This is a genomic window from Pseudomonas sp. W15Feb34, from assembly GCF_023127765.1.
In the GTDB taxonomy this organism is placed as follows: Bacteria; Pseudomonadota; Gammaproteobacteria; order Pseudomonadales; family Pseudomonadaceae; genus Aquipseudomonas; species Aquipseudomonas synxantha_A.
Window position 1 is genome coordinate 206,458 of record NZ_SPKN01000045.1, and the last position, 14,830, is coordinate 221,287.

Sequence of the window (14,830 nt, forward strand, 5' to 3'; positions counted from 1 at the left end):
GGATCCTTCAATGGATAACTCCAACTCCCTGCCTCTGGGATCGGCGTCTGCGCCGGCAAAAGAACGCACCACTTCCAGCCGCATCAAGTCGATCTTCAGTGGATCGGTCGGCAACATGGTCGAGTGGTACGACTGGTACGTCTACGCCGCCTTCTCGCTGTACTTCGCCAAGACGTTCTTCCCCAAAGGCGACACCACCGCCCAACTGCTCAACACCGCCGCGATCTTCGCCGTGGGCTTCCTGATGCGCCCTATCGGTGGTTGGCTGATGGGCCTGTATGCCGACAAGGTCGGGCGTAAAAAAGCCCTGATGGCCTCGGTCTACCTGATGTGCTTCGGCTCGCTGCTGATTGCCCTGAGCCCTGGCTATGAACTCATCGGTATCGGTGCGCCGATCCTGCTGGTGTTTGCCCGTTTGCTGCAGGGCCTGTCGGTCGGTGGCGAATACGGCACTTCCGCCACTTACCTCAGCGAGATGGCGACCAAGGAACGTCGTGGTTTCTACTCCAGCTTCCAATACGTGACCCTGATCTCCGGCCAACTCATCGCGCTGGCGGTGCTGATCGTGCTGCAACAACTGCTGACTACCGAACAGTTGTACGCCTGGGGCTGGCGTATCCCGTTCGCCATCGGCGCCTTGTGTGCAGTGGTCGCGCTCTATCTGCGTCGTGGCATGGAAGAAACCGAGTCGTTCACCAAGAAGGAAAAGGCCAAGGAAAGCGCAATGCGCACCTTGATGCGCCACCCCAAGGAACTGATGACAGTGGTCGGCCTGACCATGGGCGGCACCCTGGCGTTCTACACCTACACCACCTATATGCAGAAATACCTGGTGAACACGGTCGGCATGAGCATCTCCGACTCCACCACCATTTCGGCAGCCACGCTGTTTCTGTTCATGTGCCTGCAGCCGATCATCGGCGGGCTTTCGGATAAAGTCGGTCGTCGCCCGATCCTGATTGCCTTCGGTGTCCTGGGTACCCTGTTCACCGTGCCGATCCTCACCACCCTGCACACCATCCAGAGCTGGTGGGGCGCGTTCTTCCTGATCATGGCAGCGCTGATCATCGTCAGCGGCTATACCTCGATCAACGCCGTGGTGAAAGCCGAACTGTTCCCCACCGAAATCCGCGCCCTGGGCGTGGGCCTGCCGTATGCGCTGACGGTGTCGATCTTCGGCGGTACCGCTGAATACATCGCGCTGTGGTTCAAGAGCATCGGTATGGAAACTGGCTACTACTGGTACGTGACCGCATGTATCGCAGTGTCGCTGATGGTCTACGTGACCATGAAAGACACCCGCAAGCACTCGCGGATTACCACGGACTAAAAAATGTGGGAGGGGACAACCCCCCTCCCACATTGGATATGATGTGGGCCCCAGAATCGAGAGCAGAACAGGTCATGTCCGACGATATCCACTTCTACGAACCCGCCAACGGCCACGGCCTGCCCCATGACCCGTTCAATGCCATCGTCGGCCCACGCCCGATTGGCTGGATCTCCTCGCACGACAGCGAAGGCCGCCTGAACCTGGCGCCTTACAGCTTCTTCAATGCATTCAACTACATCCCACCGATCATTGGGTTTTCCAGTGTGGGGCGCAAAGACAGCTTGAATAACATTGAGCAGACCGGCGAGTTTGTGTGGAACCTGGCCACTCGCCCGTTGGCCGAGCAGATGAACCAGAGTTGCGCGGCGGTCTCACCGGATGTGAATGAATTCGAGTTGTCCGGCCTGACGCCGGTGGCTTCGAAAGTCGTCGCTGTACCCCGCGTCGGCGAGAGCCCGGTGTCGTTTGAATGCAAAGTGACGCAGATCATCCAACTGCAACGCGCCGACAAGGAGCTGGTGCCGAGTTGGCTGGTACTGGGCGAAGTGGTTGCGGTGCACATCGCCAAGTGGTTGCTAAAGGATGGGATCTACGACACTGCTGCCGCCGAGCCGATTTTGCGCGGCGGCGGCCCGGCGGATTACTTCCAGTTGGGGCCGCAAGCGCTGTTCAAGATGTACCGCCCAGGCGCCACAAAACCCTGACTGACATACAGTCAAATTGTGGGAGGGGGCTTGCTCCCGATGGCTATGTATCAGCTAAAAATTTGCTGGCTGATACACCACTATCGGGAGCAAGCCCCCTCCCACATTTGATCGGCAGCGTTCGTTAGTTGGAAGCCGTTGCCCAAGTCAGTTGACCTTCCGCGTCCACGTCGACCAGGTCCTCTAGCTGCACAGTGGCCGCATCATCGGCATCCGAAGCCGTCTTGAACTTCTGCCCGTCAAGGATCTTGTGGAACTTGGGGGCGCCCATGCCATCCAGTGCCTTGACGGCGATGGCAGCGCTATAGCCACCCTCTTCTTCACGCACCAAGGCGGAAACGGCTTCGTGGTGGGCAAATTGTTTACGTGCCATGTTGCAGGTCCTGGCCAATGGAAAAGTCGGCCATTGTAAACCGGTTCAACCGGCCAGTTGCAGGTACTCGCCGTAGGCGTTGACGGCAGATGCATCGGTGAAGGTCTGGAAGTCCATGCTGCGCACGACCATGTCGTTGAGCAACTCCGTAAAAATCATCAAGGTCGGTGAGCTGAAGTAGGCACTCATGGCCTCCTCGCTGCTCCAAAAACCTGATACCAGCCATATATCAGGATCGACCTGGGAATGCTGCAACGAAAATTGCAGGCAACCTGGGGCTTGGCGGCCCGGTTCGATCAAACTGCTCAAGCGTGCACCGAGTTCGGTGCTGCACCCGCTACGGGCGCGGATAAAGGCCATGTGGCTCGCGGGAATGGGGGTGGACATGTTCGACTCTCCCGTTGAGAAGTGATGCTCGGCAAGCACGGTGAGGGTGTGTTGCCACAGGATCAAAGATAGCGGCCCAGCTGTGGATGCGGTTAGTCGATTCCTGCAGGCTTATTGCACAATCCTGCGAGAAACATAGAGAGGACGTTTGGCCCCCGGGATTTATTCCATGCACCGGCCCAGTGTTTCAGGGAGATGACAGGCGGCCTGCTTGCCTGATTCACTACCTATCGCAGGATCAGGCAAGGATCCTGCAGAATCGACGTAACACTTTTTGAAAAGCTGCCGCTAAGCTGAGCCCATCAAAGCAGCGTGTAGAGGACGCCCCATGTCGTCGCCCGAACCAAAGCCCATCCCCGTCGATGCCGAGATGGAGAAACAACGCGCCGAGCTGGCCAGTATCGTGCACCGCCACACCTGGGAAGATGGCTCCTACGGCACGGCGATCACCTCGCTGTATCTGAACCGCCACAACACGCCACGCGATTTCATGCCGGTGCTGGTGGAACCTGCGCTGTGCATCCTCGCCAGCGGCAGCAAGGAAGTGCGCCTGGCCGACGAAATCTTTGCCTACGACCCGCTCAATTATCTGGTGTTCTCGGTCGCCATGCCGGTAGCCGGTAGAATCATCGATGCCACCCCGCAAGACCCCAACCTGTCGGTGCGCATCAATATCGATCCGGCCCAGCTCACCGCGCTGATTGCCGAAGCCGGGCCTATGGGGGTGCCGTCGCGTCCCACCTCTCGCGGCATGTATGTGGACCGCATCGACACCCCGTTGCTCGACGCCGTGCTGCGCCTGGCCCGCCTGCTGGACACGCCCAAAGACATCGCCATGCTCGCGCCGTTGATCAACCGTGAAATTCTCTATCGCTTGCTGCGGGGCCCACAGGGTTATCGCCTGTATGAAATTGCCGTGGCCAACAGCCAGAGCCATCGCGTCAGCCAGGCGATCAAGTGGTTGAACGGCAACTACGAACAACCGCTGCGCATCGACGACCTGGCCAAGGAAGTGAACCTGAGCGTCTCGACCTTGCACCATCGCTTCAAGGCGATTACGGCCATGAGCCCGCTGCAGTACCAGAAGCAGCTGCGCTTGCAGGAAGCCCGGCGCTTGATGATTGCCGAAGGGCTGGAAGCCTCGGCCGCGGGGTATCGGGTGGGGTATGAAAGCCCGTCGCAATTCAGCCGGGAATACAGCCGGTTGTTTGGGGCGCCACCGCTGCGCGACCTGGCCCGGTTGCGCCAAAGCATCTGATGTACCAGCTCAGGTGTTTGTTAGTCCAAGGTTCTTGGTAGTTGCAGGGTGACGCGCAGGCCGCCTTCGCGCAGGTTCTGCAAACTCACTTCACCGCCATGGCTATGGGCAATGTTGCGCGCGATCCCCAGCCCCAGGCCATACCCCTGCTGCTGGCCGGCCAGGCGAAAGTGCGGTTCGAACACCTGCTCCAGACGCTGCTCCGGCACACCGGGGCCTTCGTCATCCACATGCAGGACGAACTGCACACCATCGTCCTCGATATGCAGATGCGCGTTCTGCCCGTACTTCAAGGCGTTGTCGATCAGGTTACCGATGCAACGCTTGAGCGCCAGCGGCTTGCCCGGGTAGGCCGCCAGGGCCGCGCCTTCAAGGGTTACCCGCCCATTGCCGTTGGGCGCCAGGTACGGCTCCACCAGGCATTCGAGTACGTGATTGAGGTCCACCGGCTGGATGTTTTCGTGGATGTCGGTGTCTTTCACGCATTGCAGCGCGCCTTTGACCAGCAGTTCCAGCTCATCCAGGTCGCGGCCGAATTTGGTTTGCAGGTTCTCGTCTTCGAGCAATTCCACACGCAACCGCAGGCGGGTAATCGGGGTGCGCAAGTCGTGGGAAATTGCGCTGAACAACTGGCTGCGTTCGGTCAGGTAACGGCTGATGCGTTCGCGCATTGCGTTGAATGCGCGGCCCACCTCCACCACTTCACTGCCGCCGCCTTCGGCTACCGGTTCTACATCAGCTCCCAGCGACATATCCCGCGCCGCCCGCGCCAGGCGCTTGAGCGGCCGGCTTTGCCAATGCACCAGCAAACCGATAAACAGCAGCAAAAAACCACTGGTCAGCACGATAAACCACACCTGCTGGGACGGCAGGCCCTGTTCTTCAAGGCTGGTGTACGGCTCTGGCAACAGCGAGGCGATGTACAGCCATTCGCCGGGAGCCAGTTGAATCTGGGTGACCAATACCGGTGGGTTAACCGGCTCCAGGGTTAACGCGTAATGGGCCCAGGAGCGTGGCAGTTCGTCGAGCTTGAGGCCGGCATTGAAGATGCGCAGGTCTTCGGCGCTGACGAACTCCACCGAGATATGTACATCGGCGCCCAGGGTTTGGCGTAGCACCTCATCGACCGCCTCCAGCACCGCTTGCTTGCGTGGCGTCTGCGGCAGGATCGCCATATCCAGCGGGCGATCATTGAGGGTCACTACAAAGCGGGTACCGCCCATGCTGCGCAACTGATCAAGGACCAAAGGTCGATAGGCCACCGGCAGCGAACGGAAATAACTCACGCTGGCGGTCATCGAGTGCGCCAGGCTGCGGGCGCTGGTCACCAGGCCCTCAAGCTGGGTGGCGCGCAATTGCGACACCCAGATCACGCTGGACAGCGCCTGGGCGAACAGCACGGCGAGCAAGGTCAGCAGCAACATGCGCCCCAGCAGCGAGCGTGGCACCGGAAAGCGGCGGCGGCGCTCGGTCAAAGGTTCAGTGGGCATTGCCGGCAACCACGCTGGCTGCCAGTTGATAACCGCTGCCGCGCACGGTGCGGATCAGCCTCGGGGGTTTTTCGGTATCGCGCAGGCGTTGGCGCAGACGGCTGACGGCCATATCGACGATACGGTCAAGCGGCATCAGGTCACGGCCGCGGGTAGCGTTGCCGATAGTGTCGCGGTCGAGGATCTGTTGCGGGTGATCAAGAAACAACTTGAGCAAGGCAAAGTCAGCGCCGGAAAGGATGACCTCTTCGCCATCAACGTGAAACAAGCGGTGGCTGATCATGTCCAGGCGCCATTCATCGAAGACCAGCACATCACCGCCAGTGCTGCGCTCCTGGCCGAATTGGCAACGGCGCAGCAGTGCCTTGATCCGCGCCTGCAACTCGCGAGGGCTGAACGGCTTGCCGATATAGTCGTCAGCGCCCAGTTCCAGGCCGATCACGCGGTCGGCTTCGTCGGAACTGGCGGTGAGCATGATGATCGGTACCTGCGCCTGGCGCGGGTGCTGGCGGATCCAGCGGCACAGACTGAACCCGTCTTCATCCGGCAACATCACATCGAGGATGACCAGGTCGCACGGCGCCTCGTTCATCGCCTGGCGGAACCCCGCACCATCGGCCACGCCACGGACCTGGAAGCCGGCGCGACTGAGGTAGGTTTGCAGCAATTCGCGGATCTCCTGATCGTCGTCGACGAGGAGAATGGATTTACTGATTACGCTCACGGGGGCCTCCTTGTTGTTATGGGGTGTTCTGTAGGGCCTCATCAGGGGCAAGCCCCCTCCCACATTTGCCTGCATTCCAGAGTTGGAACGCGGCCAAATGTGGAAGCGGGCTTGCTCGCTAAGAGGCCATCACAGCCTATGCAAAAGCCTGCTCAAGCGCCACGCCAGCCCCGGTCAGCCCCGAATACGGCGCTGTCACCAACCACACCGGAATACCTTTGAAGTAGTCGCTCATGCAGCCTTTATCCGCAAAACTTTTGGCGAAACCGCTGGCGATAAAGAAGTCGGCAAACCTGGGTATCACCCCACCCACGATGTACACGCCACCGCGCCCACCGGTGGTCAAGACGTTATTGCCCGCGACCCGCCCCAGCCAGATGCTGAACTGGTCCAGCACTTCCATGGCGACCGCGTTACCGGCCAGGCCCGCTGCGGTGATGGCTTCGGGCGTATCCAGCACCGGCTCGTGCCCGTCCACCGCACAAATAGCGCGATACAGACGCGGCAACCCGCCGCCGCTCAATACGGTCTCGGCGCTGACATGGCCGATCTCCGTGTAAATATGCTGCCACAGCTGGGTCTCCCGCGGGCTGCTCAGGGGCAGGTCGACGTGCCCGCCCTCCCCCGGCAATGCCGCGAAACGCCCGGCGCCAAGGTCCAGCAAGGTGCCAACGCCCAGGCCAGTGCCCGGGCCGATCACCACCGCTGGGCGCAACGGCTCCGGCGTGCCTTCGCAGACCACGCGGAACTCGTCGGGCTTAAGACGCGTCATGCCCAGGGCCATGGCCGAGAAATCATTGACCAGCAGCAGTTCATCCACTTGCAGGGCTTGGCAAAACGCCGTCTTGCTCAGGCGCCAGTGATTGTTGGTGAACTTGAACTCATCGCCACTCACCGGCCCGGCCACCGACAGGCACACCGCACCGATGTCCCCGATTTCCAGGCCTTCCTCTGCGAGATAGACCTTGATCGCTTCTTCAGGGCTTTGGTGATCCGCTGTGGCATGCACGCGGATCGAATGCAGCTCCTGATCTCGCCATAACGCAAAACGGGCGTTGGTACCCCCGATATCACCGACCAGCGCAAGCTTCACTTAAGCGTCTCCAAGGCAGAGGTAAAGGCGCTGGCGCCCTGCTCTGCGGAGCTTGCGGCCAAGCGCATGAATGCAAACAGCTCGCGACCTGCTCCCACGTTATTGCCCAACAGGCCCGTGGCAGGCGTGCGCGCTGCAAATACTTCGGCGTCCACTTTAAGCTCCAGGGTGCCGGTGACGCCATCGACGCGGATGATATCGCCATCCTGGACCCGCGCCAGCGGCCCGCCGCTCTGGGCTTCGGGGTTGACGTGGATCGCGGCAGGGATCTTACCCGAGGCGCCGGACATTCGCCCATCTGTTACCAACGCCACTTTGAAACCACGGTCCTGCAACACGCCGAGAAACGGGGTCATCTTGTGCAATTCCGGCATACCGTTGGAACGTGGCCCCTGAAAGCGCATCACCGCAACGAAGTCTTTTTCCAGCTGGCCCGCTTTGAAGGCGTCGGCCAGGTCTTGCTGGTCCTGGAACACCACCGCCGGCGCTTCAACCACCTGATGCTCGGGCGCGACAGCCGAAACTTTCATCACGCCACGGCCAAGGTTGCCTTCCATCACGCGCAAGCCGCCTTCCGGCGAAAACGCACGGGCCACGGGGCGCAGGATGGTTTCGTCGAGGCTCTCGATCGGGCCATCGCGCCAGACCAGTTCGCCGTCCACCAGGAACGGCTCCTGGATATAGCGGCTCAAGCCCTTGCCGGCCACGGTGTTGACGTCTTCGTGGAGCAGGCCGGCTTCGAGCAGTTCGCGGATCAGGAACGACATGCCACCCGCCGCCTGGAAGTGATTGATGTCGGCCTTGCCGTTTGGGTACACGTGGGACAGGGTCGGCACCACCTCGGAGAGGTCGGCCATGTCTTGCCAGGTCAGGATGATGCCCGCCGACATGGCAATGGCCGGCATGTGCAGCGTATGGTTGGTGGAACCGCCGGTAGCGTTTAGCGCAACGATGGAGTTGACGATGGATTTCTCGTCGACGATCTCGCCGATCGGCGTGAAGTTGCCATTGGCCTTGGTCAAGCGCGTGACCTGGTGCGCCGCTTCGCGGGTCAAAGCGTCACGCAGCGGCGTGTACGGATTGACGAATGACGCGCCCGGCAAATGCAGGCCCATCACTTCCATCAACAACTGGTTGGTGTTGGCGGTGCCGTAGAAGGTACAGGTACCGGGGCTGTGGTAGGACTTCATCTCCGATTCCAGCAGCTCTTCGCGGCTGGCCTTGCCTTCGGCGTAGCGCTGGCGCACATCGGCTTTCTGCTTGTTGGAGATACCCGACGGCATCGGGCCGCCCGGCACGAAGATCATCGGCAGATGGCCGTAGCGCAGCGCGCCCATCATCAGGCCGGGGACGATCTTGTCGCAGATCCCCAGCATCAGCGCGGCGTCGAACATGTTGTGGGACAGCGCTACCGCCGTGGACATGGCGATGACTTCACGGCTGAGCAGGCTCAGTTCCATGCCCGGCTCGCCCTGGGTCACGCCGTCGCACATGGCGGGGGTGCCGCCGGCGAACTGGCCGACCGAGCCCACTTCACGCAGGGCTTTCTTTATTTGTTCAGGGAAATGTTCGTAGGGCTGATGCGCCGAGAGCATGTCGTTATAAGAAGAAACAATTGCCACGTTGGCGGCATTCATCATGCGCAGGCTGTTTTTGTCTTCGGTGCCGCAACCGGCCACGCCGTGGGCGAAGTTGGCGCATTGCAGCTTGCCGCGCATCGGACCGTCGCTGGCTGCGCCGCGGATGAGCGCAAGGTAAGCCTCGCGGGTGGCGCGGCTGCGGGCGATAAGCCGTTCGGTGACCTCAAGAACGCGGGGATGCATGTATAGAACTCCAGGCTAACGGATGTGGCGACCTGAGTGTCTATGCTGATCAAACGCCCACAGCTCATGGGATGGCAGGGGGTCGTTTGGATCATCGGACCAGTTGATTCAGGTCACTCGTTGTAGATTGAACAAAATATTGCCACTAAAAAGGCTTGTTTTCTATTTTTATGCGAATAATCTTGTAATTCTTACAACAAATCGACGACAGGCACTTTTCCAATGACTCTACGTATCGCAATCAATGGTTTTGGCCGTATCGGCCGTAATGTCCTGCGCGCACTGTATACCCAAGGCTATCGCCAGGATTTGCAGATCGTCGCCATCAATGATTTGGGCGACAGTTCGATCAACGCCCACCTGCTCAAGTACGACACCGTACACGGCACTTTCGATGCAGAGGTCGCCCACGATCAGGAAAGCCTGACCGTCAATGGTGACCGGATTGCCGTCAGTGCCATTCGCAACCCCGCCGACCTGCCGTGGGCTGCGCACAAGATCGACGTGGTGTTCGAATGCACCGGCCTGTTCACCGACCGTGACAAGGCTGCCGCCCATATTACCGCCGGCGCGCGCAAGGTGATCATCTCGGCTCCGGCCAAGGGCGCGGATGCCACTGTGGTTTATGGCGTAAACCATGACATTTTGCGTCAATCCCACCAGATCATCTCCAACGCGTCGTGCACCACCAACTGCCTGGCGCCGGTCGCGCAGGTGCTGCACCGTGAACTGGGTATCGAAAGCGGCCTGATGACCACCATTCACGCCTACACCAACGACCAGAACCTGACCGACGTCTACCACACCGACCCGTACCGCGCGCGCTCGGCTACCCAGAACATGATCCCGAGCAAAACCGGCGCGGCTGAAGCCGTTGGCCTGGTACTGCCGGAACTGGCGGGCAAGCTGACCGGCATGGCGGTGCGGGTACCGGTGATCAACGTGTCTCTGGTGGACCTGACTGTGCAGTTGAAGAAAGAAGCCACGGCCGATGAAGTCAACGCCCTGCTGAAACAGGCCAGCCAGCACTCGAAGATCCTCGGTTACAACACCCTGCCGCTGGTTTCCAGTGACTTCAACCATAACCCGCTGTCGTCGATCTTCGATGCCAATCACACCAAGGTCAGCGGCAAGCTGCTCAAGGTGCTGGCCTGGTACGACAACGAGTGGGGCTTCTCCAACCGTATGCTGGATAACTGCCTGGCGCTGTGCAACGCCGAGTAATCCCACCTGTGGGAGGGAGCAAGCCCCCTCCCACAGTTACATTTTGTCCAGAGTAGGTTCAGGGAAATAGCCACTTGCCATTTCAGTTGATGATAAGCATTATCATTCGCTGCAAATCGGTCTGGTATCACTGTGAGCCAATCTCGCTTCAACCAAGTCTTTCTCACCCAACGGGTGATTCTGCTACGCACCTTGCAGCGGATGGTGAATAACCACAGCACTGCCGAGGACCTGTTGCAGGAAACCTACCTGCGCGTCACTCGGGCCCTGAGCGAGCGGCCGATCGACCACCTTGAACCCTTTGTTTACCAGACCGCGCGCAACCTGGCGCTGGATCACCTGCGCTCGCGCCGGATCCAGGCCCGCACGTTGCAGGAAGACGTGCCGCTGGACGTACTGCAAAGCGTCGCCGCCCCTGCCAGCACGCCTGAAGAAGCCATTCAGGCCGAGCAACTGCTGGAGCATCTGAGCGTCAGCCTCGGCCAGTTGAGCGCTCGTCAGCAGCGGATTTTCATCCTCAGCCGCCTGCACGGTTGCAGCTACCAGGAGATTGCCGATCAGTTGAACGTGTCCTTGAGCACCGTACAAAAGGAACTGAAATTGATCATGGCCATCTGTGTAGGTGTGGCCGAACGGCTGGATCAGCCTTAAGCTCCATCCGACAGAGCTATCGATCCACGCTGTACGAAAAAATGAATAGAACGTGGCGAAGACCCGAGGAACACCGTGACGGACCCGAATAAACTGCGCCCCCATGCGTTGGCTCATGAGGTGCTGCAAGACACGGCCATGGACCAAGCCCTCGATTGGCTGATCGCCTTGCAGTGCCCGCAACCCGGGCAGCAGGCCGAGTTCGACGCCTGGCTGGCCGCGGACCCGGCGCATGTCCACGCGTTCAGCAAGGCCCAGGCGGCCTGGGCAGGTGCACCGGTACACAGCGCCGCCGTGGCCCTGGCGGTGCCACGCAAGCCAAGCGGCTGGCGCCGGATCAAACCGCACTGGAAGCCCTTGGCCACCGCGGCCGTGCTGTTGATCGGTCTGTTCAGCTTCAGCAACTTGCCGATGCGCTTGCAGGCCGATCACCTCACCGTGGTCGGCGAGCGCCAGCGCCTGCAACTGGACGATGGGTCCAAGGTGCTGCTCAACACCAACTCGGCATTTTCCAGCCGCATCACCGACCACCAGCGCATTGCGCGCCTGTACCAGGGCGAAGCGTTCTTCGACATAGCCCCCAGCCGTGGCCTGGCCCTGGAAATCGACGCAGGCCCCGTGCGTGCCAGCGTGCGCGACACCGCCTTCGCCGTGCGCTACCTCGATGGCGAGGCCCAGGTACAGGTGCAGCGTGGCGATGTCGACCTGAGCAACACCTTCGACGATGCCCGCGTACGCCTGAGTGCCGGGCAAAGCATCCGCATCGGCCCCAAGGGTTTCGGCCAACCGGCCAAGCTCGATGTCGGCAAGGATCTGGCGTGGGTGCAGGGTCGTCTGGTGTTCGAAAATTGCCCGCTGAGCGAAGTCCTGGCTGAACTGCGCCGCTATTACCCTGGCTGGATCGTCAACAACAATGAGCAACTGGCCAGCGTCGCCGTCACCGGCAACTATCGTCTCGACCAGCCCCTGGACGTGGTGCGCTCCCTGGCCCACATCACCTCGGCCAAGCTGTCGGAATACCCAGCGCTGGTGATTCTGAACTAAATGAGAATTATTTTTACTCGATGTTAACCGGCGATACGTCTCGTTATAGCCAATGCAACTGATTCCTATTTGGTTCAGTTCGCAACTATAAGATTCGTATCCCGGAGCGCTCTCGATGTCCTCTCGTTTCAACCGCCGGTGTTCTTCGCCCGTTTTGTCTTTGCTGACCGCTGCGATCCTGCTGGCTGGCGCGCCCGTCATGAGCGCCACCGCCGCCGAACCCGCCCCTCGCAGCCACGGTAATTACAACTTCAGCATCGAGCAGCAACCGCTGGTGTCGGCGCTCAACGCCTTTACCGCGGTGACCGGCTGGCAAGTCGGCCTGCCGGCAGAGCTGGGCCAGGGAGTGTCGTCCCCTGGTGTGCGCGGCCCGCTGTCGCCGGAAAAAGCCCTGGAGCGGTTGTTGGTGGGGACCAACCTGAGCTACCGCAAACTGGGTAATAACAACATCGTGCTGGAGAAACGCGCCGCGGGCGGCGCCCTCGCCCTGCAACAGGTGACCATCAGCGCCACCCGTAACGAACAGGATGTGAACAGCGTACCCAGCACCGTCAGCGTGCACGACCGCGAGGAACTGGACCGCCAGAACACCAACAACATCCGCGAACTGGTGCGCTACGAGCCCGGTGTCTCCGTCGGCGGCGCCGGCACCCGCTCAGGCAACGCGGGCTATAACATCCGTGGTATCGACGGCGACCGCATCCTCACCCAGGTGGACGGCGTCGAAGTGCCCAACAACTTCTTCAACGGCCCCTACGCCAAGACCCGTCGCAACTACGTAGACCCGGAAATCGTCAAGCGCGTGGAGATCCTGCGCGGCCCGGCCTCGGCCCTGTACGGCAGCAACGCCATCGGCGGCGCGGTAAGCTATTTCACCCTCGATCCGGACGACATCATCAAGCCCGGCAAGGACGTCGGCGCCCGCCTGAAGACCGGCTACAGCTCCGCCGACGAGAGCTGGCTGACCTCCGGCACCTTCGCAGGGCGGGTACAGGACTTCGATGGCTTGCTGCACCTGAGCCAGCGCAATGGTCATGAAACCGAATCCTACGACGGCAACAACGCCACCGGCCTGGCCCGCACCGGCGCCAACCCGGAAGACGCGCGCACCACCAACGTGCTGGCCAAGCTGGGCTGGAACTATGGTGATGAAAACCGCCTGGGCCTGACCTACGAGAAGTTCAAGGATGACCGCGACGTCAACCTGAAGAATGCCGTAGGCGGCCCGTTCATCGGCGGTCGAGGCATGAACCTCTACCGTGCCCGCTCGGGCAACGACACCATCACCCGCGAGCGCTTCGGCCTGGAAAACACTTTTGCCCTGGAGTCGCCGATCGCTGATCGCATCAAGACCAGCCTCAACTACCAGATCGCCAAGACCGACCAGACCACCGCCGAGATCTACCAGGCTGGTCGCCGCGTACTGCGTACCCGCGACACCCTTTACGAAGAAAAACAGTGGGTCTTCGACGCTCAACTGGACAAGGCGTTCAGCGTCGGCGAAACCGACCACCAGGTGACCTACGGCACCACCCTCAAGCAGCAGAAAGTCACCGGCTCGCGCGAAGGCTCCGCCTCGTGCCTGGCCATTGGTGGCGGCTGCACCGCCATCGGCGCGCCCAGCCCGCAAGCAAGCGACAGCGTGAAGAAGGCCAGCGACTTCCCCGACCCGACCATCAACACTTACTCCTTGTTTGCCCAGGACCAGATCAGCTGGGATAAATGGACCTTCCTGCCCGCCGTGCGGTATGACTACACCCGGCTCAAGCCCAAGCTGACCCAGGAGTTCCTCAACACCGTCAACCCGACCGGCGAATATGCCGTCGATGGCAAGGACAAAACCTGGCACCGCGTCACGCCAAAGTTCGGCCTGACCTACGCCCTGACCGATAACTACACCTGGTTCGGCCAATACGCCGAAGGCTTCCGCACTCCCTCGGCGAAGGCCCTGTATGGCCGCTTCGAAAACCTCAACATTGGCTACACCGTCGAACCCAACCCCGACCTCAAGCCGGAAACCAGCAAAGGCATCGAGACCGGGATACGCGGCAAGTTTGACGAAGGCTCCTTCGACATCGCGGTGTACTACAACAAGTACCGCGACTTTATCGACGAAGACAACGCCGTGGTCGGCGGCACCGTGGAGCAGTTCCAGGCCGTCAATATCAAGCGCGCCACCATCAAGGGCGTGGAAGCCAAGGGCCGCCTGAACCTGGATGCGTTCGGCGCGCCGAAGGGTCTGTACACCCAGGGTTCGATTGCCTACGCCCACGGTCGCAACGACGACAATGGCGAACCATTGAACAGCGTCAACCCGCTCAAGGGCGTGTTTGGCCTGGGCTACGACCAGGACAACTACGGCGGCCTGCTGAGCTGGACCCTGGTGAAGAAACAGAACCGCGTCGACAGCACCACCTTCCACGCTCCCGACGGCAGCACCGACGGCCCGTTCAAGACCCCGGGCTTCGGCATCCTCGACCTGACCGCCTACTACAAGGTCACCAACGACGTGACCATCAACGGTGGCCTCTACAACCTCACCGACAAGAAGTACTGGAACTGGGATGACGTGCGCAGTTACGACAGCGTCGGCGAAGCTGGCGTAACCGGCCCGGCCAACCTCGACCGCCTGACCCAGCCCGGTCGCAACTTTGCGATCAACCTGATCTGGGACATCTGATCCACCCGCCTCACCTCGCCGGAATCCATCAGCGGCGGGGGGAGGA

The 14,830-nt window shown here is 60.9% G+C and carries 13 protein-coding genes; 7 read left to right on the forward strand and 6 right to left on the reverse strand.

Annotated features, from left to right (window positions below; all coding sequences use genetic code 11):
* Positions 1 to 10: 10 nt before the first annotated feature.
* Both E4O97_RS22800 and E4O97_RS22805 read left to right on the forward strand, forming a co-directional pair.
* Positions 11 to 1,330, forward strand: coding sequence for an MFS transporter (locus E4O97_RS22800; protein ID WP_005790985.1), 1,320 nt, complete (start codon positions 11 to 13; stop codon positions 1,328 to 1,330).
* A 74-nt stretch (positions 1,331 to 1,404) separates the two neighbouring features.
* Complete coding sequence (locus E4O97_RS22805; protein ID WP_032879672.1) at positions 1,405 to 2,037, forward strand: flavin reductase family protein; 633 nt, start codon at positions 1,405 to 1,407, stop codon at positions 2,035 to 2,037.
* 124 nt (positions 2,038 to 2,161) lie between these two features.
* Here E4O97_RS22805 and E4O97_RS22810 read toward each other — a convergent pair whose 3' ends face one another.
* Entirely contained in the window at positions 2,162 to 2,410 is a 249-nt protein-coding gene (locus E4O97_RS22810; protein ID WP_032879671.1) for a hypothetical protein, read from the reverse strand.
* A 45-nt stretch (positions 2,411 to 2,455) separates the two neighbouring features.
* Positions 2,456 to 2,797: an antibiotic biosynthesis monooxygenase family protein gene (locus E4O97_RS22815; RefSeq protein ID WP_032879670.1), complete on the reverse strand. Its 342-nt coding sequence runs from the start codon at positions 2,795 to 2,797 to the stop codon at positions 2,456 to 2,458.
* A gap of 328 nt (positions 2,798 to 3,125) precedes the next feature.
* On the opposite strand from E4O97_RS22815, the gene E4O97_RS22820 reads away from it, so the two are divergent.
* Positions 3,126 to 4,055: an AraC family transcriptional regulator gene (locus tag E4O97_RS22820; RefSeq protein ID WP_032879669.1), complete on the forward strand. Its 930-nt coding sequence runs from the start codon at positions 3,126 to 3,128 to the stop codon at positions 4,053 to 4,055.
* A gap of 20 nt (positions 4,056 to 4,075) precedes the next feature.
* Here the strand turns inward: E4O97_RS22820 and E4O97_RS22825 are convergent, their stop codons facing one another.
* The 4 genes from E4O97_RS22825 to edd all read right to left on the reverse strand — a co-directional run bounded on the left by E4O97_RS22825 (position 4,076) and on the right by edd (position 9,185).
* On the reverse strand, positions 4,076 to 5,545 hold the full coding sequence (locus E4O97_RS22825; RefSeq protein ID WP_032879668.1) for an ATP-binding protein: 1,470 nt from the start codon (positions 5,543 to 5,545) through the stop codon (positions 4,076 to 4,078).
* Positions 5,535 to 6,269, reverse strand: a complete 735-nt coding sequence (locus E4O97_RS22830) for a response regulator transcription factor (protein WP_005790997.1) — start codon at positions 6,267 to 6,269, stop codon at positions 5,535 to 5,537. The genes E4O97_RS22825 and E4O97_RS22830 overlap by 11 nt, the downstream gene beginning before the upstream one ends.
* 136 nt (positions 6,270 to 6,405) lie before the next feature.
* Positions 6,406 to 7,362, reverse strand: coding sequence for a glucokinase (locus tag E4O97_RS22835; protein WP_248162325.1), 957 nt, complete (start codon positions 7,360 to 7,362; stop codon positions 6,406 to 6,408).
* Positions 7,359 to 9,185, reverse strand: coding sequence for a phosphogluconate dehydratase (gene edd / locus E4O97_RS22840; protein ID WP_005791001.1), 1,827 nt, complete (start codon positions 9,183 to 9,185; stop codon positions 7,359 to 7,361). Before edd ends, E4O97_RS22835 begins: the two co-directional genes overlap by 4 nt.
* Before the next feature lie 222 nt (positions 9,186 to 9,407).
* On the opposite strand from edd, the gene gap reads away from it, so the two are divergent.
* The 4 genes from gap to E4O97_RS22860 all read left to right on the forward strand — a co-directional run bounded on the left by gap (position 9,408) and on the right by E4O97_RS22860 (position 14,784).
* Complete coding sequence (gap, locus tag E4O97_RS22845; RefSeq protein ID WP_005791003.1) at positions 9,408 to 10,409, forward strand: type I glyceraldehyde-3-phosphate dehydrogenase; 1,002 nt, start codon at positions 9,408 to 9,410, stop codon at positions 10,407 to 10,409.
* Between the two features lie 132 nt (positions 10,410 to 10,541).
* The gene (locus E4O97_RS22850; protein ID WP_005791005.1) at positions 10,542 to 11,060 is read left to right on the forward strand and encodes a sigma-70 family RNA polymerase sigma factor; all 519 of its coding nucleotides are present in this window, start codon (positions 10,542 to 10,544) and stop codon (positions 11,058 to 11,060) included.
* Positions 11,061 to 11,135: 75 nt separating this feature from the next.
* Complete coding sequence (locus E4O97_RS22855) at positions 11,136 to 12,104, forward strand: FecR domain-containing protein (RefSeq protein WP_032879665.1); 969 nt, start codon at positions 11,136 to 11,138, stop codon at positions 12,102 to 12,104.
* 115 nt (positions 12,105 to 12,219) lie between these two features.
* Positions 12,220 to 14,784, forward strand: a complete 2,565-nt coding sequence (locus E4O97_RS22860; RefSeq protein WP_078822214.1) for a TonB-dependent receptor — start codon at positions 12,220 to 12,222, stop codon at positions 14,782 to 14,784.
* The last annotated feature ends 46 nt before the right edge of the window (positions 14,785 to 14,830 follow it).

Bases quoted from the DNA above. Each gene is read 5' to 3' on its own strand.
- E4O97_RS22825 (WP_032879668.1), bottom strand. From the start codon at position 5,545: ATGCCCACTGAACCTTTGACCGAGCGCCGCCGCCGCTTTCCGGTGCCA.
- E4O97_RS22805 (WP_032879672.1), top strand. From the start codon at position 1,405: ATGTCCGACGATATCCACTTCTACGAACCCGCCAACGGCCACGGCCTG.
- E4O97_RS22810 (WP_032879671.1), bottom strand. From the start codon at position 2,410: ATGGCACGTAAACAATTTGCCCACCACGAAGCCGTTTCCGCCTTGGTG.
- E4O97_RS22820 (WP_032879669.1), top strand. From the start codon at position 3,126: ATGTCGTCGCCCGAACCAAAGCCCATCCCCGTCGATGCCGAGATGGAG.
- E4O97_RS22815 (WP_032879670.1), bottom strand. From the start codon at position 2,797: ATGTCCACCCCCATTCCCGCGAGCCACATGGCCTTTATCCGCGCCCGT.
- gap (WP_005791003.1), top strand. From the start codon at position 9,408: ATGACTCTACGTATCGCAATCAATGGTTTTGGCCGTATCGGCCGTAAT.
- E4O97_RS22860 (WP_078822214.1), top strand. From the start codon at position 12,220: ATGTCCTCTCGTTTCAACCGCCGGTGTTCTTCGCCCGTTTTGTCTTTG.
- edd (WP_005791001.1), bottom strand. From the start codon at position 9,185: ATGCATCCCCGCGTTCTTGAGGTCACCGAACGGCTTATCGCCCGCAGC.
- E4O97_RS22800 (WP_005790985.1), top strand. From the start codon at position 11: ATGGATAACTCCAACTCCCTGCCTCTGGGATCGGCGTCTGCGCCGGCA.